The sequence below is a fragment of the Caulobacter sp. FG7 genome, assembly GCF_057808875.1.
This window is the reverse complement of record NZ_JBMDIW010000027.1, coordinates 22,125-48,302: the sequence shown is the minus strand read 5'-3', so window position 1 is coordinate 48,302 and position 26,178 is coordinate 22,125. Positions and strand designations below refer to the sequence as shown.

Sequence of the window (26,178 nt, the reverse complement as noted above, 5' to 3'; positions counted from 1 at the left end):
AACAATGGTCCCCAAGACTTACGCGAACAGAGATTCCCGTCGATGACGACCTTCACGCCTTCGATCACCAGCCGCAACGCCGTCGTCTTCCTGGCGGTGGTCGCGGCCGGCGCGGCCCTCTACTACATGCGCGGCATCCTCACGCCGCTGGTCCTGGCCATCTTCCTGGCCGTGATGATCGACAGCTTCGCCCGCGTGCTGACGGTGCGGGTGCCCAAGTTCCCGCAGAAGCTGGCCCTGCCGACGGCCATCGTGCTGTCGCTGCTGCTGTTCGGCGGCTCGGTGTGGATCGTGGTCGAGAACGGGGCCGGGTTCGTGGGCCAGGCCAAGGCCTACGCCCCGCGGCTCAACGAGGTGATCGCCAAGATCGCCGGCCTGGTCGGCGTGCGTGTCGCGCCCACGCTCGACGACCTGATCGCCCAGCTCAATCCGCAGCAATATGTCGGCGCCATCGCCGGCAGCCTGCAGAACTTCGCCTCCAACGCCGTGCTGGTGCTGATCTATCTGGGCTTCATCATCGCCTCGCGCCGGGGTTTCTCGCGCAAGATCGTCGCCCTGTTTCCGCACCACGCCGAGCGCGACCAGTCGGTGGCCTTGTTCCAGCGCATCCGCAACGGCGTCGAGCAGTACCTGTGGATCCAGACCGTCACCGGCCTGATGATCGCCGTGGCCGCCTGGGCGGTGATGGCCCTCGTGGGGCTCGACAACGCCTTCTTCTGGGCCTTCCTGATCTTCATCGCCGCCTACATCCCGATCATCGGCGGGGCCATCGGCTGCATCCTGCCGCCGCTGTTTGCTCTGGTGCAGTTCCCCCACAGCCTGCTGCCGGCCCTGATCCTGGCCGGTTCGCTGCAGGTGATCTTCTTCGTGGTCGGCAATGTCGTGCTGCCGCGCATGCAGGGCGACAGCCTCAACATGGACCCCACCGTCGTGCTGCTGTCGCTGGCCGTCTGGGGCGCGCTGTGGGGCGGCATCGGCATGTTCCTGTCCACGCCCCTGACCGTGGCCCTGATGCTGATCCTGGCCCAGTTCGACGGCACCCGCTGGATCGCCATCCTGCTGTCGGAAGACGGCGACCCGACCAGCGAGCGCGCCACCGGACATGGCCCGGCCGGGGTCGCCAAACAGGGATCGGCGAGAAAAAAGCCAAGTTCGAAAAAAGGGGCTTAAATTTCCTGGAAGCGCTCCTATCTAGGTCTGGTACCGGGAGCCCCCCAATCCCGGTCCCGCGCGACGCCAGCCTGCTTTACCTGGCGCGTCGAACGCGGAAAACGCCCGCCGCCCCCCAAGGCGGGCCTGCGCCGCCGGTCTCCCCCCACCGGCGGCGCTTCCGTGTCCGGAGCAGCGGTTCCGAACAATCCACGGCCAGGACGCCCGGATAGAAATGTGGGTGGCGCTTCCTTCGGAATTCAGCAGTTTAGGCAAAATATTGTTCGGTTCTCGGGCGTGTCGGTTGAACGCGCACGGGAAAGGGCTAGGTTGTCGCCAAAAATTCGCGAGGAAATCCCATGGTCGGCGATAGTGACCGCAAGGCGAACCAACAGGCGTCCAGCGCCCAGGGCACGGCTCTGAGCGCGGCTCTGGAAACGGCTTTCGGCGGTGCGCTCACCCCTGCTCAGGCCCAGTTCGCGGCGCTGGCCGCCGAAGACTGGTCGGCCGAAGAACTGCCCGGCGTGCAGGCCGGCGACGTGGCCGCCGAACTGGCCGGCCTCTACCGTTTCGCCGAAGCCTCGGCCAACGAGGCCCTGGCCCTGCGCGTGCGCACCGCCAAGGGCGGCGACGTCCTTGAGATCGTCCAGCCCGACCGCCCCTTCCTCGTCGATTCGATCATGGGCGCCATCGCCGAGACCGGTTTCTCGGTGCGCGCCATGTTCCACCCGATGGTCGAGCTTCTCGGCCAGCGCCGCTCGCTGATCCAGGTGTGGCTGGAGCCCGTCGGCGCCGACCGTGAAGAGGCCCTGCTGACCGCCGTCCGCGACGCCCTGGCCGACGTCCACCGCGCCGTCGACGACTTCGACGCCATGCGCGCCCTGATGCGCCGCACGATCGACGAGCTGCGCGGCGCCCAGGTCGAACTGCCCGCCGAGGAGCGCGCCGAGGGCGTGGACTTCCTCGACTGGCTGGAAGGCGACCACTTCGTGTTCCTGGGCGCGCGGGTCTACGAATATCCCCGCACCGCCGACGGCGGCTATGCGGCCGAGGAGCCGCTGTACCAGCCCGAGGGCAGCCTGGGCGTCCTGCGCGACCAGACCCGCACCGTCCTGCGCCGCGAGAGCGAGCCGGCGATCCTGTCGCCGCAGGTGCGCGACCACCTGCTGCTGGGCGCCCCGCTGGTCGTGGCCAAGTCGAACCTGCGCTCCAAGGTCCATCGCCGCGGCTACATGGACTACGTCGGCGTGCGCCGCTACGGCGCCGACGGCAAGCCCTCGGGCGAGGTCCGGTTCGTCGGCCTGTTCACCGCCGAGGCCTACGAGACGCCGGCCCACGAGGTGCCGCTGATCCGTCGCAAGGTCGAGCACGTCCTCGACCGGGCCGGCAAGGATCCCGACAGCCACAACGGCAAGCGTCTGCGCAACATCCTCGAGACCTGGCCGCGCGACGAGCTGTTCCAGATCGAGGAGGGCGACCTGCTCTCCATGGCGCTGGGCGTGCTGCACCTATACGACCGCCCGCGCGTGCGCCTGTTCACCCGCCGCGACCCGTTCGACCGCTTCATCTCGGCCCTGCTGTTCGTCCCGCGCGAGCGCTATGATTCCGGCGTGCGCCAGCGCGCCGGCGACCTGCTCAGCCAGGCCTTCGACGGCCGCGTCTCGGCCTATTATCCCAGCTTCTCCGACGCCCCCCTGGCCCGGGTGCACTACATTCTCGGCGTCAAGCCGGGCGTGCATCCTGAGCCGGACCTGGCCGCGCTGGAAGCGGCCATCGCCGAGACCACCCGCACCTGGGACGACCGCTTCGAGGCCATCGTCCGCGAGCGCGGCGCCACCCGCCCGGTGGTCGACACCCTGGCCCGCTGGGCCGGCGCCTTCCCGCCCGGCTATCGCGACCAGTACGACGCGCCCGAGGCCCTGGCCGACATCGCCGTCGTCGACGACCTGAAGGCCGGCGAGGCCGTGCGCGTGCGGGCCTTCCGCCGCGACGGCGACGACGCCATGACCTTCCGCTTCAAGCTGTATCGCCCGGGCGCGGCCGCGCCGCTGGCCGACGTGCTGCCGATCCTCGAGCACATGGGTCTGAAGGCCCTGATCGAGGACGGCTTCAAGCTGAAGCCCGCCATCGACGGCCTCAAGGCCCCGACCTGGGTCCATGAGTTCGTGCTGCGCGACGAGCAGGGCGAGCACCTGTCGTTCGCCGACATCAAGAGCGCCTTCGAGGCCGCCTTCGTCGCCATCTGGACGGGCAAGGCCGAGAGCGACGGCTTCAACCGCCTGGTGCTGGAGCTCGGCGTCGACTGGCGCGAGGCCGCCCTGGTGCGCGCCCTGGCCCGCTATCGCCAGCAGACGGGTCTCGACCCGTCGCAGGCGGTGCAAGAGGCCGCCCTGGCCGATAATCCGGGCGTCGCGCGCCTGATCCTGGATCTCTTCCGCATCAAGTTCGATCCGGCCATCGCCGCCGACCTCGCCGCGCGCAAGGAGCAGGCCGCCGCCGTCGCCGACAAGATCACCGAGGCCCTGCAGGCGGTCGAAAGCCTCGACGCCGACCGGGCCTTGCGCCGCATCGCCGCCCTGGTGGGCGCCATCCAGCGCACCAACTTCTACCAGGCGGGCGAGGACGGCGGTCACAAGCCGCACATCAGCTTCAAGATCGCCTCGCGCGAACTGGCCGACCTGCCGGCGCCCAAGCCCTATCGCGAGATCTTCGTCTCGGCCCCGCACGTCGAAGGCGTGCACCTGCGCTTTGGCCCCGTCGCCCGCGGCGGCCTGCGCTGGAGCGACCGCCGCGACGACTTCCGCACCGAGGTGCTCGGCCTGGTGAAGGCCCAGCAGGTCAAGAACGCGGTCATCGTACCGGTCGGCTCGAAGGGCGGCTTCTATCCCAAGCAGCTGCCGCGCGGCGGCGACCGCGACGCCATCCAGGCCGAGGCCATCCGCGCCTACAAGACCTTCCTGTCGGGCCTCTTGGACATCACCGACAACATCGACGCCGACAACCAGGTGATCGCCCCGCCGGCCGTGGTCGCCCACGACGGCGAGGATCCCTACCTGGTCGTCGCCGCCGACAAGGGCACGGCCACCTTCTCCGACATCGCCAACGGCCTGGCGGAATCCTACGGCTTCTGGCTGGGCGACGCCTTCGCGTCGGGCGGCTCGGTCGGCTACGACCACAAGGTCATGGGCATCACCGCCCGCGGCGCCTGGGAGGCGGTCAAGCGCCACTTCCGCGAACTGGGCAAGGACATCCAGGCCGAGCCCTTCACCGTGGTCGGCGTCGGCGACATGTCGGGCGACGTGTTCGGCAACGGCATGCTGCTGTCCAAGCAGACCAAGCTCCTGGCCGCCTTCGACCACCGTCACATCTTCCTCGATCCCGATCCGGATCCGGCCGTCTCGTGGGCCGAGCGCGACCGCATGTTCAAGCTGCCGCGCTCGTCCTGGGCCGACTACGACGCCAGCAAGCTCTCCAAGGGCGGCGCCATCGTGCCGCGGAACCAGAAGGAGATCCCGCTGTCGCCTGAGGTCCAGGCCATGCTGGACCTGAAGGCCGCCAGCGTCTCGCCGGCCGAGCTGATGACCGCGGTCCTCAAGTCGCGCGCCGAGCTGCTCTATCTCGGCGGCATCGGCACCTATGTGAAGGCCAAGGGCGAGACCAACGCCGAGGCCGGCGACAAGGCCAACGACGCCATCCGCGTCAACGGCGCCGACCTGCGGGTCAAGGTGGTGGGCGAGGGCGCCAATCTGGGGCTCACCCAGGCCGGCCGCATCGAGTTCGCGCAAAACGGCGGCCACTCGAACACCGACGCCATCGACAACAGCGCCGGCGTCGATAGCTCCGACCACGAGGTCAACATCAAGATCCTCACGGGTCTCCTGGAGCGCTCGGGCGAGCTGACCCGTCCCGACCGCAACACCCTGCTCGCCTCGATGACCGACGACGTCGCCCATCACGTGCTGGAGCACAACTACGACCAGACCCTGGCGCTGACCTTGCTCGAAAGCGACAGCGCCGAGGAACTGGAGGCCCACGCCCGCTTCATGAGCGAGCTGGAAGCCCGCGGCCGCCTGGACCGCAAGGTCGAGGGCCTGCCCGAGGCCGCCGTCCTGGCCGATCGCGCCCAGGCCAAGAAGGGCCTGACCCGCCCGGAACTGGCCGTGCTGCTGGCCTACGGCAAGCTTGATCTGTTCGACGACATCATCGCCTCGCGCGCGCCGGACGATCCCTGGTTCGAGACCACCCTGCGCGGCTATTTCCCGGGGGCGCTCGATAAGTACGCCGGCGCCATGCAGAAGCACCGTCTGAAGCGCGAGATCATCGCCACGGTGGTCGGCAACCAGATGGTCAACATGTGCGGCCCGACCTTCCCGAGCCGCCTGAAGGCCGCCGCCGGCTGCGACGTCGAGGCCCTGGTCGTCGGCTTCGCCGCCGCCCGCGAGATCCTGGGCGTCGACGCCCTGTGGGACCAGGTCTCGGCGCTGGACAACCAGGCCGAGGCCGAGGGCCAGACCGCCCTCTACAAGGCTTTGGCCTATGCGCTGCGCAGCCTGACCTTCTGGCTGGCCCGCCGGGCGTTCCGCGACAAGGCCAGCGTCCAGCAGCTGGTCGAGGCCTATGGTCCGTCGGTGGCGGCCCTGAAGGGTCTCACCCCGGCCATCCTGTCCAGCTTCGAGCAGAAGACCACGGCCAAGCGCGCCAAGGCCTATGTCGCCGACGGCGCGCCGCAGGCCCTGGCCGAAGCGGTGGCCGCCCTGCAGCCGGTGACCACGGCCGCCGACCTCGTCGACCTGGGCAACGCGTCCAGCTGGTCGGTCGAGAACGTCGCGCGCCTCTATCACCAGGTCGGCGCGGCGCTGGGCTTCGACCGCCTGCGTTGGGCGGCCGGCCAGTTCGTCGGCGGCGACAGCTTCGAGCGCCTGGCCGTGCGTCGCCTGATCGAGGACCTTTTGTTCGAGCAGGCCGCCATCACCCAGGCGGTGCTGAAGTTCGCCGCCAACGCCCAGGCCGGCGACGACGAGAGCTCGGCCAAGGCCGCGGTGGCCTCCTGGGCCGCCCTGCGCGCCGACCGCGTCAAGGCCGCCAAGCGCACGGTGGAGGACATCGAGCAGGCCGGTGGGGGCTGGACCTTCGCCAAGCTCACCATCGCCAACGCGGCGCTGCGCGAACTGTCGGTGCAGGGGTAATACTCGGCGGGCTGAAACTCACCTTTCAGCCCGTCACGCCCGCCCTCGTGTCGGCAAGAGCCGGCCCGCTTCCGCGCAGGCTCGACCTGTACGAGCGATGTGCGCCCAAGGTAGAGTTTCCCCGACCGTGAATCACGGTCCTTCGTCGGGGACGTCACCTAATGCAGAAGATCCTGGCCGCGCTCGCGGTCGCCTCGACCTGCGCGCTCGCCGCGCCGGCCGCGCAGGCCTCCGTCGCCCAGTCGGGCACGGTCTACCAGATTACCATCACAGGCACCGGCGTCGTTTATTTCTGGCAGCGTGGCAGCCGCAGCGCCCAGCCGGCCTGCAGCGCCTCGTTCCCGGGGCGGTGGTCGTTCAGCACCGGCACCTCGGCCGGTCAGGCGATGCTGGCCCTGCTTCTGTCGGCCAACGCCAGCGGCAAGCCGGTGGTCGTGGCTGGCAAGAGCCTCTGCGACGTCGCCGGCGACACCGAGACTGTCGACTACGTCTATATCGCCGACTGACCGGCCGCTTTGGGCTGACGCCGCCCGCGACGCAGGCCACCATCCCGCTGACTTCGGGGGATCCATGGCCGCTGACAAAGACCGCATCATCCTGCTCGACGCCCTGCGGGGGCTGGGCGTGCTGGGCATACTGCTGTGCAACGCGCCGGGCTTTGCGTTCCCGATGGCGCTCAGCGACAGCGTCCGCGCCTGGCCGTTCGGGACCGGTCCCGAGACCATATCGGTGTGGCTGGTCACCCAGTGGCTGTTCCAGCGCAAGTTCGTGACCCTGTTCTCGATGCTGTTCGGCATCTCGATGTTCCTGGTCGGCGGCGAGAAGGGACCGGGAGGGAAGGGCGGGGTGCTGTATCGGCGCCTGGGCTGGCTCCTGGTGTTCGGGATCGTCCACGGTTTCGCGATCTGGTGGGGCGACGTGCTCCTGAGCTACGCCCTGGCCGGCTTCGCCGTGGCCCAGGCCCGCTCGTGGCCGGCCCGCAAGCTGCTGTCCTGGGGGATCGGCCTGTGGATCGCCTTCAGCCTGCTGATCATCGGTGGGCTTTCGGCGCTGGCCTTCTCGCCCCCCGCCGACCTCGCCGCCGAGGCCGGCCGCGAAGCCGCCCGGGGCGCGGCCGCCATCGCCGCCTATCGCGGCGACTTCATGTCGTCCATGACGATCAACGCCGCCGAGCGGCTGGAAAACCTGCCCTATGAGCCGATCATCTTCCTGCTGACGACCGCCCTGATGATGATCGGCCTGGGCGCCTACAAGAAGGGGGTGTTCACCGGTCAGGCCTCGGGCCGCACCTACGGCGTGCTGATCGCGATCGGCCTTGCGGCGCTGGCCCTGGTCGGCTGGCCGCATTTCGCCTTCGTGCTGGGCGGCATGCAGGACCGCGACTTGCGCCTTGCCGAGGGCCTGCAGACGGTCACCGCGCCGCTGACCACCCTGGCCTATGTCGGGCTGATGGCGCTGGCGGCGCGCTCGGCGGGGTTCTGGCGCAAGATCCCCGCCGTCCTGGCGCCGGTCGGCCAGATGGCCTTCACCAACTACATCGCCCAGTCGCTGGTCATGACCGCCATCTTCTACGGCGGCCGGGGCCTTGGCCTCTATGCCCGCCTCGACCGTCCGGCCCTGGCCCTGATCGTCGTCGCGCTGTGGATCGCCCAGGTTCTGTGGTCGCGCTGGTGGCTGGAGCGCTTCGCCATGGGCCCGCTGGAATGGGTCTGGCGCCGGCTCTATCGGGGACCGACGCGGCTGCGGCGCTAGATTGGATGCTCCCCCTGAAGGGGGAGCTGTCGCGGAGCGACTGAGGGGGAAGTGCTTGCTGAAAGCGGCCAGCGCCTCGGCAACTGAAACGGCCCCCTCCGGCCCTTCGGGCCACCTCCCCCAAAGGGGGAGGATCTTCCTTCCCCGAATAACCACGTGCGTCATAAGGTTGTCGCGGGCCGCCGCTAACGCCACCGCAAGACGTCGCGGGCGTCCTGTCGGGGAGTGCGTTGCAATGAAGATCGATCGTCGCGGGCTTCTGGCCCTGCTCGGCACGGGCGCGGCTACGCCGGTCGCCGCCGCCGTCGCCAAGACCTTCGAGGGCGAGGTCGTCTTCGCCCACGGCCTGGCCTCGGGCGATCCGCTCACCGACCGCGTGATCCTTTGGACCCGCGTTTCGGCTGAGGGCGCCACCGCTCCCGTCGCCCTGCGCTGGGACGTCGCGACCGACGAAGGCTTCAAGACCATCGTCGCCCAGGGCCAGACCCAGACCGACGCCGGCCGCGACTGGACGGTCAAGGTCGACGCGACGGGCCTGAAGCCGGGCACGGACTATCACTTCCGCTTCCGCCCGCTGAAGGCCGGCAAGCCGGTCGGTGAGGGGATCACCGGTCGCACCCGCACCCTGCCGCAGGGGTCGGTGAAGGACGTGGTCCTGGCCGTGGCCTCCTGCTCGCTCTATCCCAACGGCTACTTCACCGCCTACGACGCCATCGCCAGGCTGCCGCGCGTCGACGCGGTGCTGCACCTGGGCGACTACATCTACGAGTACGGCGGCGGTCCCAAGGACTACGGCATGAACTCGCCGGTCGCCGCCCAGCGCCAGCCTGATCCGCCGCACGAGATCGTCAGCCTTGGCGACTACCGCCGTCGCCACGCGATCTACAAGACTGACCCGATGCTGCAGGCCGCCCACGCCCGCGCGCCCTGGATCGTGGTCTGGGACGACCACGAGACCGCCAACGACAGCTGGGTCGGCGGCGCCGAGAACCACGACCCGGACAAGGGGGAAGGCGAATGGGCCGCGCGCAAGGCCGCCGCCCTGAAGGCCTATTACGAGTGGATGCCGATCCGCGAGCCCTCGGCCGGAACCCTGCCCGAGGCCGCCTGGCGCCGCTTCCAGTTCGGCGACGTCGCCACCCTCTTGATGGTCGAGACCCGTCTCACCGCCCGCACCGAACAGCTGGACTACGCCAAGGACCTGGCGTTCTCGGCCGACGGCAAGCCGCAGGTCGAGGCCTTCGTGGCCAAGTGGAAGGATCCGTCCCGCCGGATGATGGGCGAGGGCCAGGAGCAGTGGCTGGCCCGCGAGGTCGAGGCCTCGGTCAAGGCCGGCACGGCCTGGCAGGTGCTGGGCAACCAGGTGGTGATGGCCCGCGTCGCCGCCCCCAATCTCAAGGCCACCATGGGCCCTGAGAAGTTCGACGCCATGGTCGCGGCCCTGCCCGACTACGCCAGGGGCCGGGTGGCCAAGAGCGTGGCCATGTCGGCCTTCGACATCCCGTCCAACCTCGACGCCTGGGACGGCTATCCGGCCGATCGCCGGCGGGTCTACGACATCTTCAAGGCCAGCAAGGCCGCGCCGATCGTGCTGGCCGGCGACAGCCACATGTTCTGGGCCAACGAGCTGTGGGACGACGCCGGCTCCACCCGCGTCGCCGCCGAGTTCGGCGCCACCTCGGTCACCTCGCCCGGCTACGGCGACCTGATGCCCGGCGCCCCGATCGGCGAGGCCTTCGTCCAGCGCAATCGCGAGGTCAAGTACGCCCACCCCAGCGCCAAGGGCTTCGTGCTGCTGACCCTGGAGAAGGGCCGCGCGACCGGCGAGCTGGTGGCGGTCTCGACCATCCTGTCGACCGACTACACGACCAGCGTCCTCAAGACCTTCGTCGTCACCCCGGCGGATGGCGGCGGGGTGCAGGCGCTGTCTGAAATCCCGCTCTCATAGAGAGAGGGATCTCGATCAACGCCGCTCCAGCGCCAGCTTCAGCCCGAACGCGATGAACACCCCGCCGCTGATGCGGTCGAGCCACCTCACCACGGCGGCTTCCCGCAGCAGGCCGGCCAGCGGCGCGGTGGCGGCGATCAAGAGGCCGGCCCAGGCCAGGCCAAGCAGGACGTGGATCCCGGCCAGCAGCGTGCCGAACACTGCGGGGCTGGCGCCGGCGGGCGTGAACTGCGGCAGGAACGAGATGTAGAACACCCCGACCTTGGGATTGAGCAGGTTGGTGAAAAGGCCGCGCCGGAACGAGTCCGCCAGGCCGCCGCCGGTGGGCGACACCGCGCCCGGCTCGAAGCGGTCGCGGGGCTTCCACACCATCTTGACGCCCATCCAGACCAGATAGGCCGCGCCGGCCCATTTCAGCGCCGTGTAGGCCAGCTCCGAGGCGGTCAGCAGCGCGCCGGCCCCGAAGGCTGCGGCCATGCCCCAGACCAGGCACCCCATGCCGATGCCCATGGCGGCCGCCGCTGCCCGGCGCGGGCCTTCGGTGGCGGCGCTGCGCAGCACCAGGGCGGTGTCGAGGCCCGGGGTGATGGTCAGCAAGGACGCGGCCAGGGTGAAGGCCAGCAAGGCCTCAGGCGTGGTCATGGACGTGCTCTTCCTCGCGCTCGACCAGCTGGCCGTTCTCCCAGACCCGATAGAAGCACGAGCGGAACCCCACGTGGCAGGCCCCGCCGTCGCCCTGCGGCCGCACCTTGATGACCACGGCGTCCTGGTCGCAGTCGATGCGCACCTCCGAGACCATCTGCAGCTGGCCGCTGGTCTCGCCCTTCTTCCACAGGCCGTTGCGAGAGCGGCTGAAATAGTGGGCCACGCCGGTGTCCAGCGTCAGCTTCAGGGCCTCGTCATTCATCCAGGCCAGCATCAGGATCTCGCCGGTGTCGGCGTGCTGGGCCACCGCCGCCACCAGACCGTTGGCGTCGAAGCGCGGGGCAATGACGGCGCCCCGTTCCAGGGCCTGCTTGTCGGGGGCGGAGGGGAAGATCTGGCTGGTCATCAAAGACATATGGCGCATCACCCCTGGTTTGGGCCAGAGCGTGATAGCCGAAAGCGCGGGCGGTTTCGGCGGCCATCACGCTCCAGAGGTCGAGCTGGAGCCTTTCTGGTTCAAAAGGTTCCCTTTGGAACCGAAAGGCTCTAGCCTCCGCGCACCGGCGGGGGACGGGAACGACAGGGACGATGGACCTCAAGTCCAGGATCAAGGACGGCGTGGCGGTTCTGGACCGCCGGATGCGTCCATGGGCTCAGCGCTCGAAGGCCAATGAATGGGCCTACGAGTTCCTGCTGTTCGGCCTGAAGCAAGCCTGGGCCTGCCTGTTCGGCGGCCTGATGCTGGTGCTGCTGGTCGGCACCTACCTGTTCTGGCCGCATGACGCGGCCCTGGCCCGCTACGACTTCCTCGTCATCGCCTCGGTCGCCATCCAGGCGATGCTGATCCTGCTGAAGCTCGAGCGCTGGGACGAGGCGGCGGTGATCGCCATCTTCCACCTGGTCGGCACGGCCATGGAGATCTTCAAGACGGCCCACGGCTCGTGGATCTATCCCGAGGCCAGCGTGCTGCGGATCGGCGACGTGCCGCTGTTCACCGGCTTCATGTACGCCTGCGTCGGCAGCTACATCGCCCGCATCTGGCGACTGTTCGACATCACCTTCATCCGCTACCCGCCGTTCTGGAGCGCCCACGTCCTGGCGGTGCTGATCTATCTGAATTTCTTCACGCACCACTATGTCACCGACATGCGGCTGGGGCTGTTCGCCCTGTCGGCCCTGCTGTTTGGCCGCACCTGGTTCGTGTTCACGCCCGACCGGGTGCAGCGCCGCATGCCGATGCTGCTGGGCCTGATGCTGGTGGCGCTGTTCATCTGGCTGGCCGAGAACCTCGGCACCGCCGCCGGGGCCTGGATCTATCCCAGCCAGCGCGAGGGCTGGCATCTGGTGCCGATCGAGAAGCTGGGCGCCTGGTACCTGTTGATGACCATCAGCTTCGTGCTGGTCAGCCTCGTCCACCGCCCGCTCGACGCCTGCGTCGAACGCCTGCGCGAAGGCATCCGGGCGGCGGCCTGATCGCCGGAGAAACTTCGGCGGGAACGGCCCGGACGTGGTATAAAGGGTCATGCGCCGGAGAGCGCTATACGAGGCCCCGTTCGCGACGCCCTCGACCTGCTCGGCGATTTGTCGATCCCATCCGTTTCTGTTCATCGCCGCCGACGTTCGGCGCGAAACCCCCGTTGTCGGGGGCGCGACGACGCCTGCGACGCGCCTGGAGGATTTTCATGGCCCGTCTCAAGACCATCGACGAACGCCCGCCGCGCCTGGCGCGCGACCTGCGCCTGCTGGCGCTCTCCGACGCCCTGCGCCGCTACGCGGTCAGGCTCCAGCCCGACATCAACGCAGCCGGCCTGCTGGTCCACCGGGCCTTCGCGGCGGCCTTCGCCAAGCCGGTGCGCCCTGGCGGCGGCGAGGCGGCCAGAACGATGGAGGCCGGGCTGCGCGACCATGTCGACCGCAATCTGGCCGACGCCGATACCAAGGCTTCCTCCAACTCGACGGCGCCTCATGACCGATCGTGATCCTCCACGTCGTCCGCCTTTCGGCCGTCACGACTACGAGCTGACCTACGGCTGGCGGGACGAGGCGCTGAACGTGACCATCGGCGGCAAGCTGGCGACGCCGCCAGTTATCGGCGACGTCTACACGCTGGGTTCCCCAGACGGCATCCAGGACTTCACCGTGGTGCATCTCAGTCGTGAGGGCGGCCGCGGCTGGCTGGCCCGCTGCACGGCCACGCCCTACGACGGCCATGGAAGTGAGCGGTGAGCGACGATCTCGACCAACTGCGACGGGAGAACGAGTATCTCAGGCGTCGGAACGCCCAGCTGCAAGCCGAGGCCTCGGATCTGGCCAGCGAGGTTCTGCGGCTGCAGCAGCATTTGAGCCGCCTGGCCGTGCGCGCCGTCACGGCGCCCGATCCCCTGTCGGGAGGACAATAGATGGGCCTGCCGCCCCAACACGTCGCCGCCCTGCGCAACCTGGCGCGCAAGAAGCTTGGCCACGACGTCGACTGGATCAACATCTCCGACGCCCGGGCCCTGACCGACCAGGGGCTGGCTGAACGCGGCCGCACCGGCTGGGTGATCACCCCGGCCGGCGAAGCGGCGCTGTCGGCGCACGAACGGGGTTAAACGCCGGATCCTCCCCCTTTGGGGGAGGTGGCCCAGAGGGCCGGAGGGGGTAGCGCGGCATTGGCCATGAAACCCCCTCAGTCGCTTCGCGACAGCTCCCCCAGAGGGGGAGCATCTTTGCGGCCTACTTCCGCACCAGGTCCATGAACCGCTGCTGCAGGACCTTGTCGGTCTTGAACACGCCGCGGAACTGGGTGGTGATGGTCGAGACGTCGTGGTGGTGCACGCCGCGGGTCGACATGCACTGGTGCTCGGCGTCGATCAGTACGGCGACGCCGGCGGCCGAGAGGTGGTCCTCGATGGCGTCGGCGACCTGCATGGTCATGGTTTCCTGGGTCTGCAGGCGCTTGGCGTAGATTTCCACCAGGCGCGCCAGCTTCGACAGGCCCACGACCTTGCCGGTGGGCATGTAGGCCACCCAGGCCTTGCCCAGGAACGGCGCCATGTGGTGCTCGCAGTGGCTCTGCACGTCGATGCCGCGCAGCATGACCATGTCGTCATAGCCCTGCACGTCCTCGAAGGTGCGCGACAGTTCCTTGGCCGGGTCGCCGTGATAGCCGGCGAACCACTCGCCATAGGCGTCGACCACGCGCTTTGGCGTGTCGAGCAGGCCTTCGCGGTCGGGGTTGTCGCCCGCCCAGGCCAGCAGCGTGCGCACGGCGGCCATGGCTTCGTCGCGGGTGGGGCGCTGGGCGGGTTCAAGATCAAGACCGGTGTCGTCAGAGCCGATCAGGGTTCGCTCGCGGGTCAGGGCGTCCATGTTTTCGCGGGGTTTCTTTCCACGGGCTGAGTTGCGCCAGGACGCCTGTCGCCCTGGAATTACGCGTGCCACCCGTTCAAGGCGCGCCTTTCACGTCGCAAAGACGTGGTTCGAAGGCGCGCACCTCGCTATATGGGTCCGGTTTTTCGTTCCGACAACACCCTTCCGCTGCGTCAAGGCGACCGACTTTTCATGACCATCAGGCTCTACGACACCATGGCGCGCGAGAAGCGCGACTTCGTTCCCGCCGATCGTGACCGGGTGACGATGTATGTCTGTGGACCGACGGTCTACGGCTACGCCCACATCGGCAACTTCCGTCCGGTGGTGGCCTTCGACGTGCTCTTCCGCCTTCTGCGCCACGAGTTCGGCGACGAGGCGGTGGTCTATGCGCGCAACGTCACCGACGTCGACGACAAGATCAACAAGAAGGCCGCCGACGAGGGCGTCGAGATCAAGGTCATCACCGACCGCTATCTCGAAGCCTATCACCAGGACGCGGATGCTCTCGGCGCCCTGCGCCCGACGCTGGAGCCCAAGGCCACCGACCACATCGGCGCCATCGTCGAGATGATCGGCAAGCTGGTCGACAACCGCAGCGCCTACGCCGCCGACGGCCACGTGCTGTTCGACACCCAGAGCTTCCCCGACTACGGCCAGCTGTCCGGCCGGCCGCTGGACGAGATGATCGCCGGCGCCCGGGTCGAGGTCGCGCCCTACAAGCGCCACCCGGCCGACTTCGTGCTGTGGAAGCCGTCCAAGGAGAACGAGCCCGAGTGGGAAAGCCCCTGGGGCGCGGGCCGTCCGGGCTGGCACATCGAGTGCTCGGCGATGATCGACAAGCAGCTGGGCCTGCCGATCGACATCCACGCCGGCGGCATCGACCTGCAGTTCCCCCACCATGAGAACGAGGTGGCCCAGGGCCGCTGCGCGCACGGCCTGCCGACCTACGCCCGCTACTGGATGCACAACGGCTTCCTCGACATGGCCGGCGAGAAGATGTCCAAGAGCCTGGGCAACGTCATCATCCCGCACGAACTGGTCAAGACCGTGCCGGGCGAGGTGGTGCGCTGGGCCCTGCTGTCGGCGCACTATCGCCAGCCGCTGGACTGGACGCCCGAGCTCTTGGAACAGAGCCGCAAGTCGCTCGATCGCCTCTACGGCGCCCTGCGCCGCGCCAAGGACGTCGTTCCCGACCAGGCCGTCGAGGCCCCGCAGGAGGTGATGGACGCCCTCTGCGACGACCTCAACACCCCGGCCGCCGTCGCCAAGCTGTTCGAGGTGTCGAGCGCCATCGAGAAGGCCGTCACCGCCGGCGACCTGACCGAGGTGGCCATCCACAAGTCGCGCCTGCTCGAGGCCGGCGCCCTGCTGGGCTTCCTCCAGGCCGATCCCGACGCCTGGTTCGAAGGCGACGCCTCCGACGACCTCAAGGCCCAGGTCGAGGACCTGCTGGCCCGCCGCGTCGCCGCCCGCGCCGCCAAGGACTGGACCGCCGCCGACGCCATCCGCGGCGAACTCGACGCCCTCGGCGTCGTGGTCATGGACAGCCCGACGGGCGCGACCTGGCGGATGAAGGACTGATCACGCAAGAAAGGCCCCCTCCAAAGAGGGGGCCTTTTTCTTATCCGTAAAATCCCCGCGAAAGCGGGGACCCAGGCTTTTTCTGAAACCCGCGGTGCTCGACGACAAAACACCTGGGTCCCCGCTTTCGCGGGGATTTTACGGTGTTCTTGGTCGTCAGCAGTCTTACCGCGCCGTACTTCCCCCGTTCTCCGGATCGGGCGGCAGCCCGGTCTTCGGATCGCGGGGAACCGGCGCGAAGCCCTCGGCGATGAACAGGTCGGTCCGCCGGTTGCGCTTCTTGTCCAGGCGCACACGGACGATCTCGTCGCCCGAGTGGGCCCTGAAGTCCTGCTCGATCTTGGACCGGTAGACGCCCTCCAGGCTGGCGACCAGCGCCCGGCGGCCGTACTCCGGCGTCAGCGGGGCCTCGGTCTCGGCCTGGTTCTGCGGATGGGCCTCGTGCACCCAGATGCGCAGGGGCGGGGCGCCGAACGTGCCCCAGTAGTCGCGGCCGTAATAGGCCGCCACGTTGAACAGGAAGCGGTCGTCGACGGCCACCGCGGTCACGCCGACGCCGGCCTGCTCCTCGCGGGCCCGGTCGATGATCGCCTGCACCGTCTGGTCCCAGCCGCGCACGCGCTTGAAGGCGTTCGACAGCCCGATGCCGTCGGCCAGGCGCGGGTTGGTCAGGCAGGCCAGGAACAGGCCCGCGAACACGCCCTGCACCGCCAGGCCCGCGATCAGCCACTTGCGCGCGCCCCAGCGCATCATCCAGCTGGCCGCCAGCACCGAGCCGGCGACATAGGCGGCCGCCGCCCAGTTGGCGTTGGCGCGGCTGACGAAGGCCTGTCCGGCCACGGTCAGCAGCGGCGGCAGGGCAAAGCACAGCAGCAGCACGTCGGCCGGCTGCAGCTTGCGGCGCACCGCCAGCACGATCCCGCCGCCCAGCAGCACGCCGAAGGGCAGGGGGCCGAACACCCCGAACTGCGAGCCGACGAACTCGACCAGCTCACGCGGGTTGAACAGCGAGTGCGAGCCCCAGTTGGCGTTGGCGGCGGTGTGCTCGACCGTGGCGAACTTGTGGGCGGCGTTCCAGATCACGTTCGGCGCGAAGACGGCGATCAGTACGCCGAAGAAGGCCAGGGCCATCGGCCAGGTCCAGACCTTGCGGGCCTGCCGCGACAGGGCCAGGTGCGCGCCGATGCTGGCCAGCACGTAGACCGCCGCGTACTTCGACAGGAAGGCCAGGCCCAGGGCCCCGCCCAGGCCCGCCGCGACCAGCAGGCGCTGGCGGCCGGCCTGCGCGGCGGGCAGCGAGACATAGGCCCAGATCGTCAGGGCCAGGAAGAACAGCAGCGGCGCGTCTGTGCCGATCACCGCCGACGACAGGGCCACGCCCGGCATCAGGGCGTAGACCGCCGCGGCCGCCAGACCGGTCCAGCCGCCATAGAGCCGACGGGCGATGCGATGCAGCACCAGGGCCGTGGCGCCGTGCAGCAGCGGCGCGCCCACCCGCAGCCAGGCCTCGGCGTCGCCGCCGATCTGGGTGGTCAGCCAGATCACCCACGCGACCATCGGCGGCTTCGAATAATAGCCAAAGTCGAGGGTGCGCGACCAAAGCCAGTATTGGGCTTCGTCCGGGTACAACTCCAGCGGTGTCGAAAAAATCGCCAGAACCCGGACGATTGTCAGCAAGCCCACGGCGATGACCGTCAGGCGCCAGGCGCGGGCTTCGGAATCTGGGGCGGCGTAAGGGGTGGCGATCATGCGGACTTCTTACCGAAGTAAGTGAAATATGACTAATTCTTCCGCAAGCGTCGGAGGAATCTGGCGGTTTCTGGGCCATCGTGGCCTTTCCGTCACCAAACCTTCGAAATGTTTCGCTAAACCCCCAAAACGATGCGGTTTGATGCTCACTTTTTCGGGCTCGCGTCAAAGAATGAGGGGATCCTTGCATATGAAGACGAAAAAAATCGCCTGCCTGGCGTCGACCGCGCTGGTCGGCAGCCTGCTGGCGGCGACCGCCGCTTTCGCCCAGTCGACCGGCACCGACGCCGTCGAAGCCATCGTCGTCACCGCCACCACCACTCGCAACCAGAACGGCGCGATCGTCTCGCAGACCGTTCCGAAGTCGCGTTCGACCATCACGCAGGAGTTCATCTCCCGCCAGGTCCCCGGCCAGACCATCCTGGACTCGCTGAACCTGATGCCGGGCGTCAACTTCACCAACAACGACGCCTTCGGTTCGGCCGGCGGCGACATCAACATCCGCGGCTTCGACAGCCAGCGCGTCGCCCTGCTGCAAGACGGCATCCCGCTGAACGATAGCGGCAACTACGCCATCTATCCGAACCAGCAGATGGACTCGGAACTGATCTCCAAGGTCGACGTGAACCTGGGCACGACCGACGTCGACAGCCCGACGGCCGCGGCCGCCGGCGGCACCATCAACTACGTCACCCGCAAGCCGTCGGAAGACTTCGGCGCCACGATCGAGCTGCAAGGCGGCCAGCAGAACTTCCGTCGCTTCTTCGGCGTGATCGACACCGGCGCCATCGGCCCGCTCGGCACCAGCGCCTGGATCAGCTACGCGGAGTCGAAGAACGACATCTTCAACGGCCCGGGCAAGATCCACAAGAAGCAGTTCAACGCCCGCATCTACCAGCCGATCGGCGACAACGGCGACTTCGTCAGCCTGATCGCCAACTACAACGAAAACCGCAACAACTTCATCAACCGCATGTCGCTGGCGGCCTTCCAGGCCGGCACCGGCGTCGGCTACAGCAGCGCGGTTTCGGGCACCACTGCGGCCGGCGCCTGTAACCGGGCCATGCCGATCGTCGGCTCCGCCCAGGTCGATCTGAACACCGGCACCTGCTACAAGTACAACATCAACCCGTCGAACACGGGCAACATCCGCGGTCAGTCGCTGTTCCACATCGGCGAGAACCTGATCGTCACGGCTGACCCGTACTTCCAATACACCCTGGCCAACGGCGGCGGTCGCGCCCTGTTCCGGGAAGACGGCACCGGCACCGGCAACGGCTTCATCCGCGGCTCGGCCCTGACCGGCGGCCTGGACCTGAACGGCGACGGCGACACGCTCGACACCGTTCTGCTGTACGGCCCCAACATCACCAACACCCGCCGCTACGGCGTGACCTCGTCGGCGATCTGGAAGTTCTCGGACAGCCAGAGCCTGCGCGCGGCCTACACCTTCGACACGGCCAACCACCGTCAGACCGGTCAGTATACGAACTTCGACCTGCAGATGAACCCGGAGAACGTGTTCGGCGGCAAGGACGGTTACGGCCAGCCGATCAAGCTCTCGGACGGCAGCATCCTGCGTCGTCGCGACCGCGTCTCGGTGGCGACCCTGAACCAGTTCTCGGTGGAATACCGCGGCAAGTTCATGGACGACGCCCTGCTGGTGAACGTCGGCCTGCGCGCCCCGTTCTTCAAGCGCGAGCTGAACAACTTCTGCTACCAGGTCGACACGTTCAACGCCTACTGCACCAACCAGGCCCCGACCGCCGTCGCGGGCACTGACGACGGCAACGGCCAGACCCTGGTCACCCTGCCGGGTCAAGGTACGACCCAGTACGGCCGTCCGCGGAAGTTCAACCGCAAGTACGACGACGTGCTGCCGAACTTCGGCGCCAGCTACAAGCTGACCGGCGACCAGTCGGTCTACTTCAGCTACGCCCAGACCCTGTCTGCGCCGCGGACCGACGACCTGTACGACCGCAAGCTGACGGATCCGGATCCGGAAACCGCCAACGTCTACGACATCGGCTACCGCTACCAGAACTCGACCGTCCTGTTCGCGGCCTCGATGTATTACAACGACTTCACCAACCGCATCGAACGCGCGTTCAACGAGCAGGACAACATCGCCTTCTCGGTCAACGTCGGCGACGTGGTGCTGAAGGGCTTCGACGCCCAGCTGGGCATTCGTCCGGCTGACTACGTCGGCTTCTACGCCTCGTTCTCGTATGTCGACTCCGAGATCCAGTCGAACATCCCGGGCACCTCGGCCGGCACCACCCTGCCGACCAAGGGCAAGGAACTGTACGAAACCCCGAAGTACCAGGGCGGCATCCGCGTCGACTGGGACATCACCGAGGCCTTCAGCGTCGGCGTCCAGGCCAAGTACGTCGGCGAGCGCTGGACCAACCTGACCAACACCGAAAAGGTGCCGAGCTACGCTCTGCTGGACCTGGACGCGCGCTACACGCTCGAACAGTTCGGCGCGAAGGGCTCGTACATCCAGCTGAACGTCAAGAACCTGTCGGACGAGAAGTACCTCGGCGACCTGTCGGTGAACCCGTCGGGCACCGGCACCGGTCAGCCGGGCTACCCGCGGACCGTCATGGTCACCCTGCACGCCAAGTTCTAATCGAACCTGGACGCGTAAAGACGGGAAGGGCGGCTCTTCGGAGCCGCCCTTTTTCTTTTGTCGCAGCAATTTGCTAGAAGGCGCGCTTGACCCCCGGGCCATCCGGGGCCATCTGCGCCCCTCGTTTTGACCAGGTTTCGAAAATGACTCTCACCGTTCCCGCCGAGTGGGCTCCGCACCGCGCCATGTGGCTGGGCTTCCCGAGCCATGGCGAGCATTGGAAGGAAGATCTCGAGCAGGCCCAGAAGGAGGTCGCCGACCTCGCCCGGGCCCTGGCCGGTCCCGGCGGCGAGCGCGTGCGCCTGATGGTCGTCGGCGACGAGGCCGAGGCCGCCGCCCGCGCCCTGCTGTCCGACACCAGCGTCGAGATCGTCCGCGGCCAGTTCGGCGACATCTGGCTGCGCGACACCGGCCCGATCTTCACCGAGACCGCCCAGGGCCCCTCGGCCGCCGGCTTCAAGTTCAACGGCTGGGGCGGCAAGTACGAGCTTGAGGGCGACGAGATCGTCGCCGAGCAGATCGCCGCGGCCTCGGGCGTGGCGCTGGTCCGCAACGACTTCGTGCTCGAAGGCGGCTCGCTCGACCACGACGGCCTGGGCACGGTGCTGACCACCCGCCAGTGCGTGCTGAACGACAACCGCAACCCGGGCATGGACGAGGCCGCCATCACCGCCGCCTTCGCCGCCTCGATGGGGATCAAGAAGGTGCTGTGGCTGGGCGATGGTCTGCTCAACGACCACACCGACGGCCACGTCGACAACCTGGCGCGTTTCGTCGCCCCGGGGGTCGTGGCCTGCCCGATGGCCTTCGGCGCCGACGACCCCAACGCCGAGATCTATGCCGAGACCGCCCGCCTGCTGGGCGCTATGACCGACAGCCGCGGCTCGCCGCTGCAGGTCGTGCGCGTGCCCTCGCCGGGCCGCATCCTCGACGAGGACGGCGAGCCGATCCCGGCCTCGCACATGAACTTCCTGATCGCCAACGAGGCCGTGATCGTGCCGATCTACGCCGAGGAGTCGGGCGCCTTCGCCGTCGAGGTGATCAAGGGCCTGTTCCCCGAGCGCCAGGTCATCGGCCTGCCCTCGACCGCGATCCTCACTGGCGGTGGCTCGTTCCACTGCATCAGCCAGCAAGAACCCGGGGAGTAAGTCGACATGACCCGCACGCTCAGCGTCGCCGCCATCCAGACCTCCTACGGCCTCGACCTCGAGGCCAACATCAAGAAGACGGAAGCCTTCATTCGCGAGGCCGCCGCCGGCGGCGCGCAGGTGATCCTGCCGTCCGAGCTGTTCCAGGGTCCGTATTTCTGCGTCACCCAGGAAGAGCGCTGGTTTGCCGAGGCCCATCCGTGGCGCGAGCACCCGGTGGTCAAGGCGATCGCCCCCCTGGCGGGCGAGCTGGGCGTGGTCATCCCGATCTCGATCTTCGAGCGCGAGGGCCCGCACTACTTCAACAGCCTAGTGATGGCCGACGCCGACGGCTCGATGCTGGGCCTCTATCGCAAGAGCCACATCCCCGACGGCCCCGGCTACCAGGAGAAGTATTACTTCCGTCCGGGCGACACCGGCTTCAAGGTCTGGGACACGCGTTTCGGCCGCATCGGCGTCGGCATCTGCTGGGACCAGTGGTACCCCGAGGCCGCTCGCGCCATGGCCCTGATGGGCGCCGAGGCCCTGTTCTATCCCACCGCCATCGGCAGCGAGCCGCACGACCCGACCCTGATCACCACCAAGCCCTGGCAGCGGGCGATGCAGGGCCACGCGGTCAGCAACGTGATCCCGGTGATCGGCGCCAACCGCATCGGCTTCGAGCCGTGGGAGAACTATCCCACCGGCGGCCAGACCTTCTACGGCTCGTCCTTCGTGGCCGACCATCGCGGCGACCTGGTCTCGGAGCTGGGCACCAGCGACGAGGGCCTCGTCACCGGGACCTTCGACCTCGACTACCTGACGACGCACCGCGCGGCCTGGGGCTTCTTCCGCGACCGCCGGCCGGACCTCTACACCAGCCTGGCGAGCCCGCGCCCGACGGTGTGAGGCCCCTGAAGGGCGGCGCGCCTCAGGCCGCCGCCCGCTTCGCCAGCGCCTGGGCCAGGGATGGCCGGTGGCGCCGGCTGGCGGCCACCCGGCCGCCGTCGCTGAGCACCAGCACCGCGTCGCCCGCCGGCAGGTTCTCGACCGCGGTCACGGCCGCGATGTTGACCAGCCGCGAGCGGTGCGCCCGCACGAAGCCTGCCGCCTCCAGCCTCTGGGCCAGGCTCGCCAGCGTCGCCCGCATCAGCACCTTGCGCCCGCCCGCGACGTGCAGCTCCACATAGTTCCCCGCCGCCTCGGCCCACAGGATCTCGGCCACCGGCAGATAGCGGGTCTGGGCGCCGTCGCGCACCTCCAGCACGTCGGGCGCGGTGGTCGTCGCCTCCCGCGACTTGTCCCGCGCCGCCAGCAGCGCCCCCGCGCCCCAGCACAGCAGGCCCAGCAGCAGGTAGTTCAGGGCGTCGCGATAAAGGTCGCCCAGATAGCCGCCCCACGACTGGTTCAGGCGCGGATCCAGGCCCGCCGCCAGATAGGCCGGCGCCCGCAGCAGCCGCGTCAGGCCGTAATGCGCCAGTGAGACGAGGCACGCGAAGGCGGCGTGCAGGGCGGCGGCGGCGGGCAGCGACGCGCGGGGCGGGCGCAGGGTGGCGAAGGCGCGCGCGATCAACGGCGCCAGGGCCAGCCAGACCAGGGCGCTGCTGATCTCGTCCACCAGGAGCGTGAACAGCGACGCCGGCTGACCGGTGCGCGCCCTCTGGTCCAGCGTCTCGGCCAGGTTGCCCGCCACGGCCACCGCCAGCAGCCCAGCGGCGATCGCGTAGGGCGCCCAGAGTTCCGGTCTCAAGCGTTCCGGTCTCAAGCGTTCCGGTCTCAAGCGTTCCGGTCTCAAGCGTTCCGGCCTCAAGCGTTCCGGCTTCCAGCGTCCTGGCCTGTCGCCGTCGTTCGTCACGCCTGCTCCACCGCTCGTCCCATGCCCCCGACCGCCCATCCCGGCGACCCCGTCGCGCGCCCCTCGCCGGTGGCGCGTCCTTCGCCGCTGTCTATCTCGCGGCGCTGCGAAACAACAAGGGACGCCGCGCGATGTTCTTTCAACCCCTTCCCGAAGTCCCGCCGGCCCAGGTCGCGCCGGCCGGCGCCGAGACCTATCCGGCGGCCTTCTTCGCCGCCTTCGCGCCGCAGACCGCGCTCGACATGGTCCGGCGCGCGCCGGGCTTCCGCCTCGACCTCGGCGACGAGGGCGTGCGGGGCCTGGGCGAAGCCGGGGGCAACGTGCTGGTCGACGGGCGTCCGCCGGCGGCCAAGACCGGCGGGCTGGCGGCGGTGCTGGCGGCCATTCCCGCCGGCCATGTCGTGCGCATCGAGATCCTGCGCGGCGGGGCGGCGGGCGGCGATCTTCTGGGACGGGGCGTGCTGGCCAACATCGTCCGCGCGCCGCGTCCGGCGGGTCTTTCCGCCGAGGCGCGCGCCACCCTGGCCGACGGCGACGGGCTGGGCGGCGGCGCCGTCACCCTGTCGTTTCCGCTCGCCAGCTTCGATCTTTCCGCCACCACCACGCTGGACCTGACCGGCGGGCGTTCGCACGGAGACCGCGTCCAGGCCGACCTGCAGGGCGTCCGGACCGGCCGCCAGGCGCTGACCTACCGCACCGACTATCCGGAACTGTCCCAGCGGATGGCCCTTGACGGCGCCCTGGCCGGGGGGCGGCTGAAGGCCAGCGCCGCCTTGGCCGGCGCCCGCCTGTCCGAGGCCTTCGCCTTCGCCGAGCCCGGCGCGGCCAGTCGCTTTCCAAAGCGGACCCGCCGTTGGCGCGGCGAGCTCGGCGGCGACTGGAACCGGTCCCTGGAGGAGGGGCGGGGGCTGAAGCTGGCCGCGCTGGCCCGCTTCACCGATCTCGACGCCCGCTCCGACAGCGAGGCGGGGACCGATCCCCAGGCCCTGATCGTCGCCGATCGCTTCGAGAGCCGCTCACGGTCCCACGAGGTCGTCCTGCGCGGCGTCGTGACGGGCGGCGGCGCCTGGCGCTCGCAGGTCGGGCTGGAGGCGGCCTGGAACGATCTCGACAACCGCGCCGTCACCACCGTGTTCGGAAACGCGCCTCGCCGGTCCGAGCGCGCGGTCGCGGTGTCGGAGCTGCGTGGCGAAGCCTTCGCCGGCCTGGACGGCCGCCTGTCGCCGCGCTGGACCGTGAGCCTGGGCGCCGCCTACGAGGCCTCGGCCGTTCGCGCCGAGGCGCAGACCACCGGCCGCCGGGCCTTCGGTTTCTTCAAGCCGCGCCTCGTCGTCGCCTGGAAGCCCGGCGCGCGCGCCGACCTGAGGCTGTCGCTACGCCGCACGGTGGGCCAGCTGTCGTTCGGTGACTTCGCGGCTTCGGCCAACCTGGCCGAGGGCACGGCCGCGGCCGGCAACACCCGCCTGGGTCCCGACCACCGGGTCACCGCCGAACTGGCCTACGAGCGGCGCTTCGGCGCGCGCGGCGCCCTTGCCCTGAAGGCCGCCCACGACTGGCGCGGCGACGTGCTGGAGGACGCGGTCCTGACGTCGGGCGACTTTGGCCTCGTCAATGTCGACAAGGCCCGGGCCTGGCGGCTGTCGGCCGATCTCGACCTGCCGCTCGACGCGATCCTGCCTGGCGGCCTGGTCAAGCTGGGCTATGTCCGGCGCGGCTCGGATCTGCGCGATCCCGTCACCGGCCAGCGCCGTCGCCTCGACGAGGAGCAACCCCAGACCCTGAGCGCCTCGCTGCGCCAGGACCTGCCCGCCGCGCGCCTGTCGTGGGGGATCGACTACGCCGACGGCTATCGCCTGCGATCCTACTACGCCAACGAGACCCGCCTGCAGCGCCACGCCGCCGATCTCGGCGCCTTCGTCGAGACCACCCGCCTCTCCGGAACCCGCCTGCGCCTCCGCGTCGAAGGCCTGACCGGCGCCCGCAACACCTTCACCCGCCGCCTGCACGCCACGAGCCGCGCAGGTCCCGCCGCATCTGGCGAGACCTGGGACATCCAAACTCCGGCCACGGTGACCCTTTCAGCCAGCCGCGCATTCTGAGACGCACGGAAACGCGCGCGTGGGCAGCGTTCAGGGCCTTTATCGATGTCGGAAAGAGTCCTTGGTGGAGCCGAGGGGAATCGAACCCCTGACCTCCTCATTGCGAACGAGGCGCTCTACCATCTGAGCTACGGCCCCAAGGAAGCGCGGAGATACGGTGGCCTGGGGCGTCCGTCAAGCGGCAGTTGCGCACCTCGCGAAAACAGCGCGGCCTTGCCAGGGCGGGCGGGGGCGGGCAAGAAGCGGGGAGCTGGAGCCCGCCTGGTCCCGACGGTCCGTCGAAACCGGAGCGGCGGCTTCAAATCCGACATCCGGAGCATGGCGGGCGGCGCAAAGCGCTCATACATCCGACTGCCACGCTCTAGCCTGGAACGCACATGGCCCCGCTGATCTACTTCGTCTTCTTCATCCTCAACGCCCTGCTGGACCTGCTGAAGTGGGCGGTGATCATCAGCGCCATCATCAGCTGGCTGGTGGCCTTCGACGTCATCAACCTGCGCAACAACGCGGTCTATCAGATCAGCCGCTTCCTCGACGCGGTGACGCGGCCGCTGCTGGCTCCGCTGCGCAAGGTGATCCCGCCGCTGGGCGGCGTCGACATCACCCCGATCATCCTGATCCTGGTGATCATCGGCGTGCAGAGCTTCCTGCTGTTCCCGCTGCGCAACACCCTGCTGGGCATCCTGGGCTGATCCCGTCGTGAGCGGCGTCGCCGTCCTGGCCGTGCGCCTGACCCCGCGCGGCGGGCGCGACGCCATCGACGGCTGGGCGGCCGACGCCGACGGCCGGCCCTATCTGAAGGTGCGGGTCAGCGCCCCGCCGGTCGAGGGCGAGGCCAACGCCGCCCTCGTCGCCCTGATGGCCAAGCGCCTTGGCCTGCCGCGCTCGGCCGTGCGCGTGGCCGCGGGAGCGACCGCCCGCCTCAAGCGCCTGGAGATCGAGGGGCTGTCGCCCGGGGATCTCGAACGCCTGATCGGCGCCCCCGCCTGATCGTTTCCCGGGCCGGGGTGCGACCAATCGCCCGGCAGCCCCTTACCGCCCTCGCCAAGCCCCGATCCGGCGTGCCATTGAGAGAATGGCGTTCTTTCACGCCCTCTTAGC

At 69.1% G+C, this 26,178-nt stretch carries 22 protein-coding genes and 1 tRNA gene; 17 read left to right on the top strand and 6 right to left on the bottom strand.

The features are described from left to right. The first annotated feature begins 42 nt into the window (after positions 1-42). The 5 genes from ACODR1_RS19710 (at position 43) to ACODR1_RS19690 (ending at position 10,035) form a co-directional block, all read left to right on the top strand. Complete coding sequence (locus tag ACODR1_RS19710) at positions 43-1,170, top strand: AI-2E family transporter (protein WP_488881974.1); 1,128 nt, start codon at positions 43-45, stop codon at positions 1,168-1,170. A 338-nt stretch (positions 1,171-1,508) separates the two neighbouring features. Beyond that, on the top strand, positions 1,509-6,335 hold the full coding sequence (locus tag ACODR1_RS19705; protein WP_488881973.1) for an NAD-glutamate dehydrogenase: 4,827 nt from the start codon (positions 1,509-1,511) through the stop codon (positions 6,333-6,335). A gap of 161 nt (positions 6,336-6,496) precedes the next feature. Next, positions 6,497-6,841 (top strand): hypothetical protein, encoded by a 345-nt coding sequence (locus ACODR1_RS19700; RefSeq protein WP_488881972.1) that lies wholly within the window; start codon positions 6,497-6,499, stop codon positions 6,839-6,841. Positions 6,842-6,905: 64 nt separating this feature from the next. After that, a complete protein-coding gene (locus ACODR1_RS19695) occupies positions 6,906-8,087 on the top strand; it encodes a DUF418 domain-containing protein (RefSeq protein ID WP_488881971.1) in 1,182 nt (393 codons plus the stop codon). A 235-nt stretch (positions 8,088-8,322) separates the two neighbouring features. Next, entirely contained in the window at positions 8,323-10,035 is a 1,713-nt protein-coding gene (locus tag ACODR1_RS19690) for an alkaline phosphatase D family protein (protein WP_488881970.1), read from the top strand. Positions 10,036-10,050: 15 nt separating this feature from the next. On the opposite strand, the gene ACODR1_RS19685 is transcribed toward ACODR1_RS19690, so the two are convergent. Both ACODR1_RS19685 and hisI read right to left on the bottom strand, forming a co-directional pair. After that, positions 10,051-10,677: a LysE family translocator gene (locus ACODR1_RS19685; RefSeq protein WP_488881969.1), complete on the bottom strand. Its 627-nt coding sequence runs from the start codon at positions 10,675-10,677 to the stop codon at positions 10,051-10,053. Next, positions 10,664-11,086, bottom strand: coding sequence for a phosphoribosyl-AMP cyclohydrolase (gene hisI, locus ACODR1_RS19680; protein ID WP_488881968.1), 423 nt, complete (start codon positions 11,084-11,086; stop codon positions 10,664-10,666). The genes ACODR1_RS19685 and hisI overlap by 14 nt, the downstream gene beginning before the upstream one ends. A gap of 182 nt (positions 11,087-11,268) precedes the next feature. Between hisI and ACODR1_RS19675 the strand changes: the two genes are divergently transcribed. The 5 genes from ACODR1_RS19675 (at position 11,269) to ACODR1_RS19655 (ending at position 13,271) form a co-directional block, all read left to right on the top strand. Further along, positions 11,269-12,153, top strand: a complete 885-nt coding sequence (locus ACODR1_RS19675; RefSeq protein ID WP_488881967.1) for a DUF817 domain-containing protein — start codon at positions 11,269-11,271, stop codon at positions 12,151-12,153. Positions 12,154-12,362: 209 nt separating this feature from the next. Then, positions 12,363-12,659, top strand: a complete 297-nt coding sequence (locus ACODR1_RS19670) for a hypothetical protein (RefSeq protein WP_488881966.1) — start codon at positions 12,363-12,365, stop codon at positions 12,657-12,659. Then, positions 12,646-12,906 (top strand): hypothetical protein, encoded by a 261-nt coding sequence (locus ACODR1_RS19665; RefSeq protein WP_488881965.1) that lies wholly within the window; start codon positions 12,646-12,648, stop codon positions 12,904-12,906. The genes ACODR1_RS19670 and ACODR1_RS19665 overlap by 14 nt, the downstream gene beginning before the upstream one ends. Continuing rightward, a complete protein-coding gene (locus ACODR1_RS19660) occupies positions 12,903-13,079 on the top strand; it encodes a coiled-coil domain-containing protein (RefSeq protein ID WP_488881964.1) in 177 nt (58 codons plus the stop codon). Before ACODR1_RS19665 ends, ACODR1_RS19660 begins: the two co-directional genes overlap by 4 nt. Next, positions 13,080-13,271 (top strand): hypothetical protein, encoded by a 192-nt coding sequence (locus ACODR1_RS19655; RefSeq protein ID WP_488881963.1) that lies wholly within the window; start codon positions 13,080-13,082, stop codon positions 13,269-13,271. A gap of 124 nt (positions 13,272-13,395) precedes the next feature. Here the strand turns inward: ACODR1_RS19655 and folE are convergent, their stop codons facing one another. Continuing rightward, positions 13,396-14,031 (bottom strand): GTP cyclohydrolase I FolE, encoded by a 636-nt coding sequence (gene folE / locus ACODR1_RS19650; protein ID WP_488881962.1) that lies wholly within the window; start codon positions 14,029-14,031, stop codon positions 13,396-13,398. Positions 14,032-14,223: 192 nt separating this feature from the next. Here folE and cysS point away from each other — a divergent pair, with 192 nt between their 5' ends. Further along, on the top strand, positions 14,224-15,615 hold the full coding sequence (gene cysS / locus ACODR1_RS19645) for a cysteine--tRNA ligase (protein WP_488881961.1): 1,392 nt from the start codon (positions 14,224-14,226) through the stop codon (positions 15,613-15,615). Between the two features lie 165 nt (positions 15,616-15,780). Here cysS and ACODR1_RS19640 read toward each other — a convergent pair whose 3' ends face one another. Next, on the bottom strand, positions 15,781-17,364 hold the full coding sequence (locus tag ACODR1_RS19640; protein ID WP_488881960.1) for an ArnT family glycosyltransferase: 1,584 nt from the start codon (positions 17,362-17,364) through the stop codon (positions 15,781-15,783). A gap of 190 nt (positions 17,365-17,554) precedes the next feature. Here ACODR1_RS19640 and ACODR1_RS19635 point away from each other — a divergent pair, with 190 nt between their 5' ends. From ACODR1_RS19635 to aguB, 3 genes are all read left to right on the top strand, one after another. Beyond that, positions 17,555-19,996, top strand: coding sequence for a TonB-dependent receptor (locus tag ACODR1_RS19635; protein ID WP_488881959.1), 2,442 nt, complete (start codon positions 17,555-17,557; stop codon positions 19,994-19,996). 143 nt (positions 19,997-20,139) lie between these two features. Further along, entirely contained in the window at positions 20,140-21,144 is a 1,005-nt protein-coding gene (locus ACODR1_RS19630; protein WP_488881958.1) for an agmatine deiminase family protein, read from the top strand. Positions 21,145-21,150: 6 nt separating this feature from the next. After that, positions 21,151-22,032 carry an N-carbamoylputrescine amidase gene (gene aguB / locus ACODR1_RS19625; RefSeq protein WP_488881957.1) on the top strand — a complete coding sequence of 294 codons (882 nt, stop codon included), beginning with the start codon at positions 21,151-21,153 and terminating at the stop codon, positions 22,030-22,032. Between the two features lie 22 nt (positions 22,033-22,054). On the opposite strand, the gene ACODR1_RS19620 is transcribed toward aguB, so the two are convergent. Then, positions 22,055-22,873 carry a LytTR family DNA-binding domain-containing protein gene (locus tag ACODR1_RS19620; protein ID WP_488881956.1) on the bottom strand — a complete coding sequence of 273 codons (819 nt, stop codon included), beginning with the start codon at positions 22,871-22,873 and terminating at the stop codon, positions 22,055-22,057. A 236-nt stretch (positions 22,874-23,109) separates the two neighbouring features. Between ACODR1_RS19620 and ACODR1_RS19615 the strand changes: the two genes are divergently transcribed. Beyond that, on the top strand, positions 23,110-25,077 hold the full coding sequence (locus ACODR1_RS19615) for a TonB-dependent receptor domain-containing protein (RefSeq protein ID WP_488881955.1): 1,968 nt from the start codon (positions 23,110-23,112) through the stop codon (positions 25,075-25,077). 62 nt (positions 25,078-25,139) lie between these two features. Here the strand turns inward: ACODR1_RS19615 and ACODR1_RS19610 are convergent. Continuing rightward, positions 25,140-25,215: transfer RNA gene (locus ACODR1_RS19610), tRNA-Ala, on the bottom strand. A gap of 239 nt (positions 25,216-25,454) precedes the next feature. Between ACODR1_RS19610 and ACODR1_RS19605 the strand changes: the two genes are divergently transcribed. Both ACODR1_RS19605 and ACODR1_RS19600 read left to right on the top strand, forming a co-directional pair. After that, positions 25,455-25,769, top strand: coding sequence for a YggT family protein (locus ACODR1_RS19605; protein ID WP_277794954.1), 315 nt, complete (start codon positions 25,455-25,457; stop codon positions 25,767-25,769). A gap of 7 nt (positions 25,770-25,776) precedes the next feature. Further along, positions 25,777-26,067 (top strand): DUF167 family protein, encoded by a 291-nt coding sequence (locus ACODR1_RS19600; RefSeq protein WP_488881954.1) that lies wholly within the window; start codon positions 25,777-25,779, stop codon positions 26,065-26,067. Positions 26,068-26,178: the final 111 nt, after the last annotated feature.

What these genes read in the sequence shown, in the direction of transcription:
- ACODR1_RS19710 (WP_488881974.1), top strand. Translation starts at nt 43, where the DNA reads ATGACGACCTTCACGCCTTCGATCACCAGCCGCAACGCCGTCGTCTTC.
- ACODR1_RS19705 (WP_488881973.1), top strand. Translation starts at nt 1,509, where the DNA reads ATGGTCGGCGATAGTGACCGCAAGGCGAACCAACAGGCGTCCAGCGCC.
- ACODR1_RS19700 (WP_488881972.1), top strand. Translation starts at nt 6,497, where the DNA reads ATGCAGAAGATCCTGGCCGCGCTCGCGGTCGCCTCGACCTGCGCGCTC.
- ACODR1_RS19695 (WP_488881971.1), top strand. Translation starts at nt 6,906, where the DNA reads ATGGCCGCTGACAAAGACCGCATCATCCTGCTCGACGCCCTGCGGGGG.
- ACODR1_RS19690 (WP_488881970.1), top strand. Translation starts at nt 8,323, where the DNA reads ATGAAGATCGATCGTCGCGGGCTTCTGGCCCTGCTCGGCACGGGCGCG.
- ACODR1_RS19685 (WP_488881969.1), bottom strand. Translation starts at nt 10,677, where the DNA reads ATGACCACGCCTGAGGCCTTGCTGGCCTTCACCCTGGCCGCGTCCTTG.
- hisI (WP_488881968.1), bottom strand. Translation starts at nt 11,086, where the DNA reads ATGACCAGCCAGATCTTCCCCTCCGCCCCCGACAAGCAGGCCCTGGAA.
- ACODR1_RS19675 (WP_488881967.1), top strand. Translation starts at nt 11,269, where the DNA reads ATGGACCTCAAGTCCAGGATCAAGGACGGCGTGGCGGTTCTGGACCGC.
- ACODR1_RS19670 (WP_488881966.1), top strand. Translation starts at nt 12,363, where the DNA reads ATGGCCCGTCTCAAGACCATCGACGAACGCCCGCCGCGCCTGGCGCGC.
- ACODR1_RS19665 (WP_488881965.1), top strand. Translation starts at nt 12,646, where the DNA reads ATGACCGATCGTGATCCTCCACGTCGTCCGCCTTTCGGCCGTCACGAC.
- ACODR1_RS19655 (WP_488881963.1), top strand. Translation starts at nt 13,080, where the DNA reads ATGGGCCTGCCGCCCCAACACGTCGCCGCCCTGCGCAACCTGGCGCGC.
- folE (WP_488881962.1), bottom strand. Translation starts at nt 14,031, where the DNA reads ATGGACGCCCTGACCCGCGAGCGAACCCTGATCGGCTCTGACGACACC.
- cysS (WP_488881961.1), top strand. Translation starts at nt 14,224, where the DNA reads ATGACCATCAGGCTCTACGACACCATGGCGCGCGAGAAGCGCGACTTC.
- ACODR1_RS19640 (WP_488881960.1), bottom strand. Translation starts at nt 17,364, where the DNA reads ATGATCGCCACCCCTTACGCCGCCCCAGATTCCGAAGCCCGCGCCTGG.
- ACODR1_RS19635 (WP_488881959.1), top strand. Translation starts at nt 17,555, where the DNA reads ATGAAGACGAAAAAAATCGCCTGCCTGGCGTCGACCGCGCTGGTCGGC.
- ACODR1_RS19630 (WP_488881958.1), top strand. Translation starts at nt 20,140, where the DNA reads ATGACTCTCACCGTTCCCGCCGAGTGGGCTCCGCACCGCGCCATGTGG.
- aguB (WP_488881957.1), top strand. Translation starts at nt 21,151, where the DNA reads ATGACCCGCACGCTCAGCGTCGCCGCCATCCAGACCTCCTACGGCCTC.
- ACODR1_RS19615 (WP_488881955.1), top strand. Translation starts at nt 23,110, where the DNA reads ATGTTCTTTCAACCCCTTCCCGAAGTCCCGCCGGCCCAGGTCGCGCCG.
- ACODR1_RS19605 (WP_277794954.1), top strand. Translation starts at nt 25,455, where the DNA reads ATGGCCCCGCTGATCTACTTCGTCTTCTTCATCCTCAACGCCCTGCTG.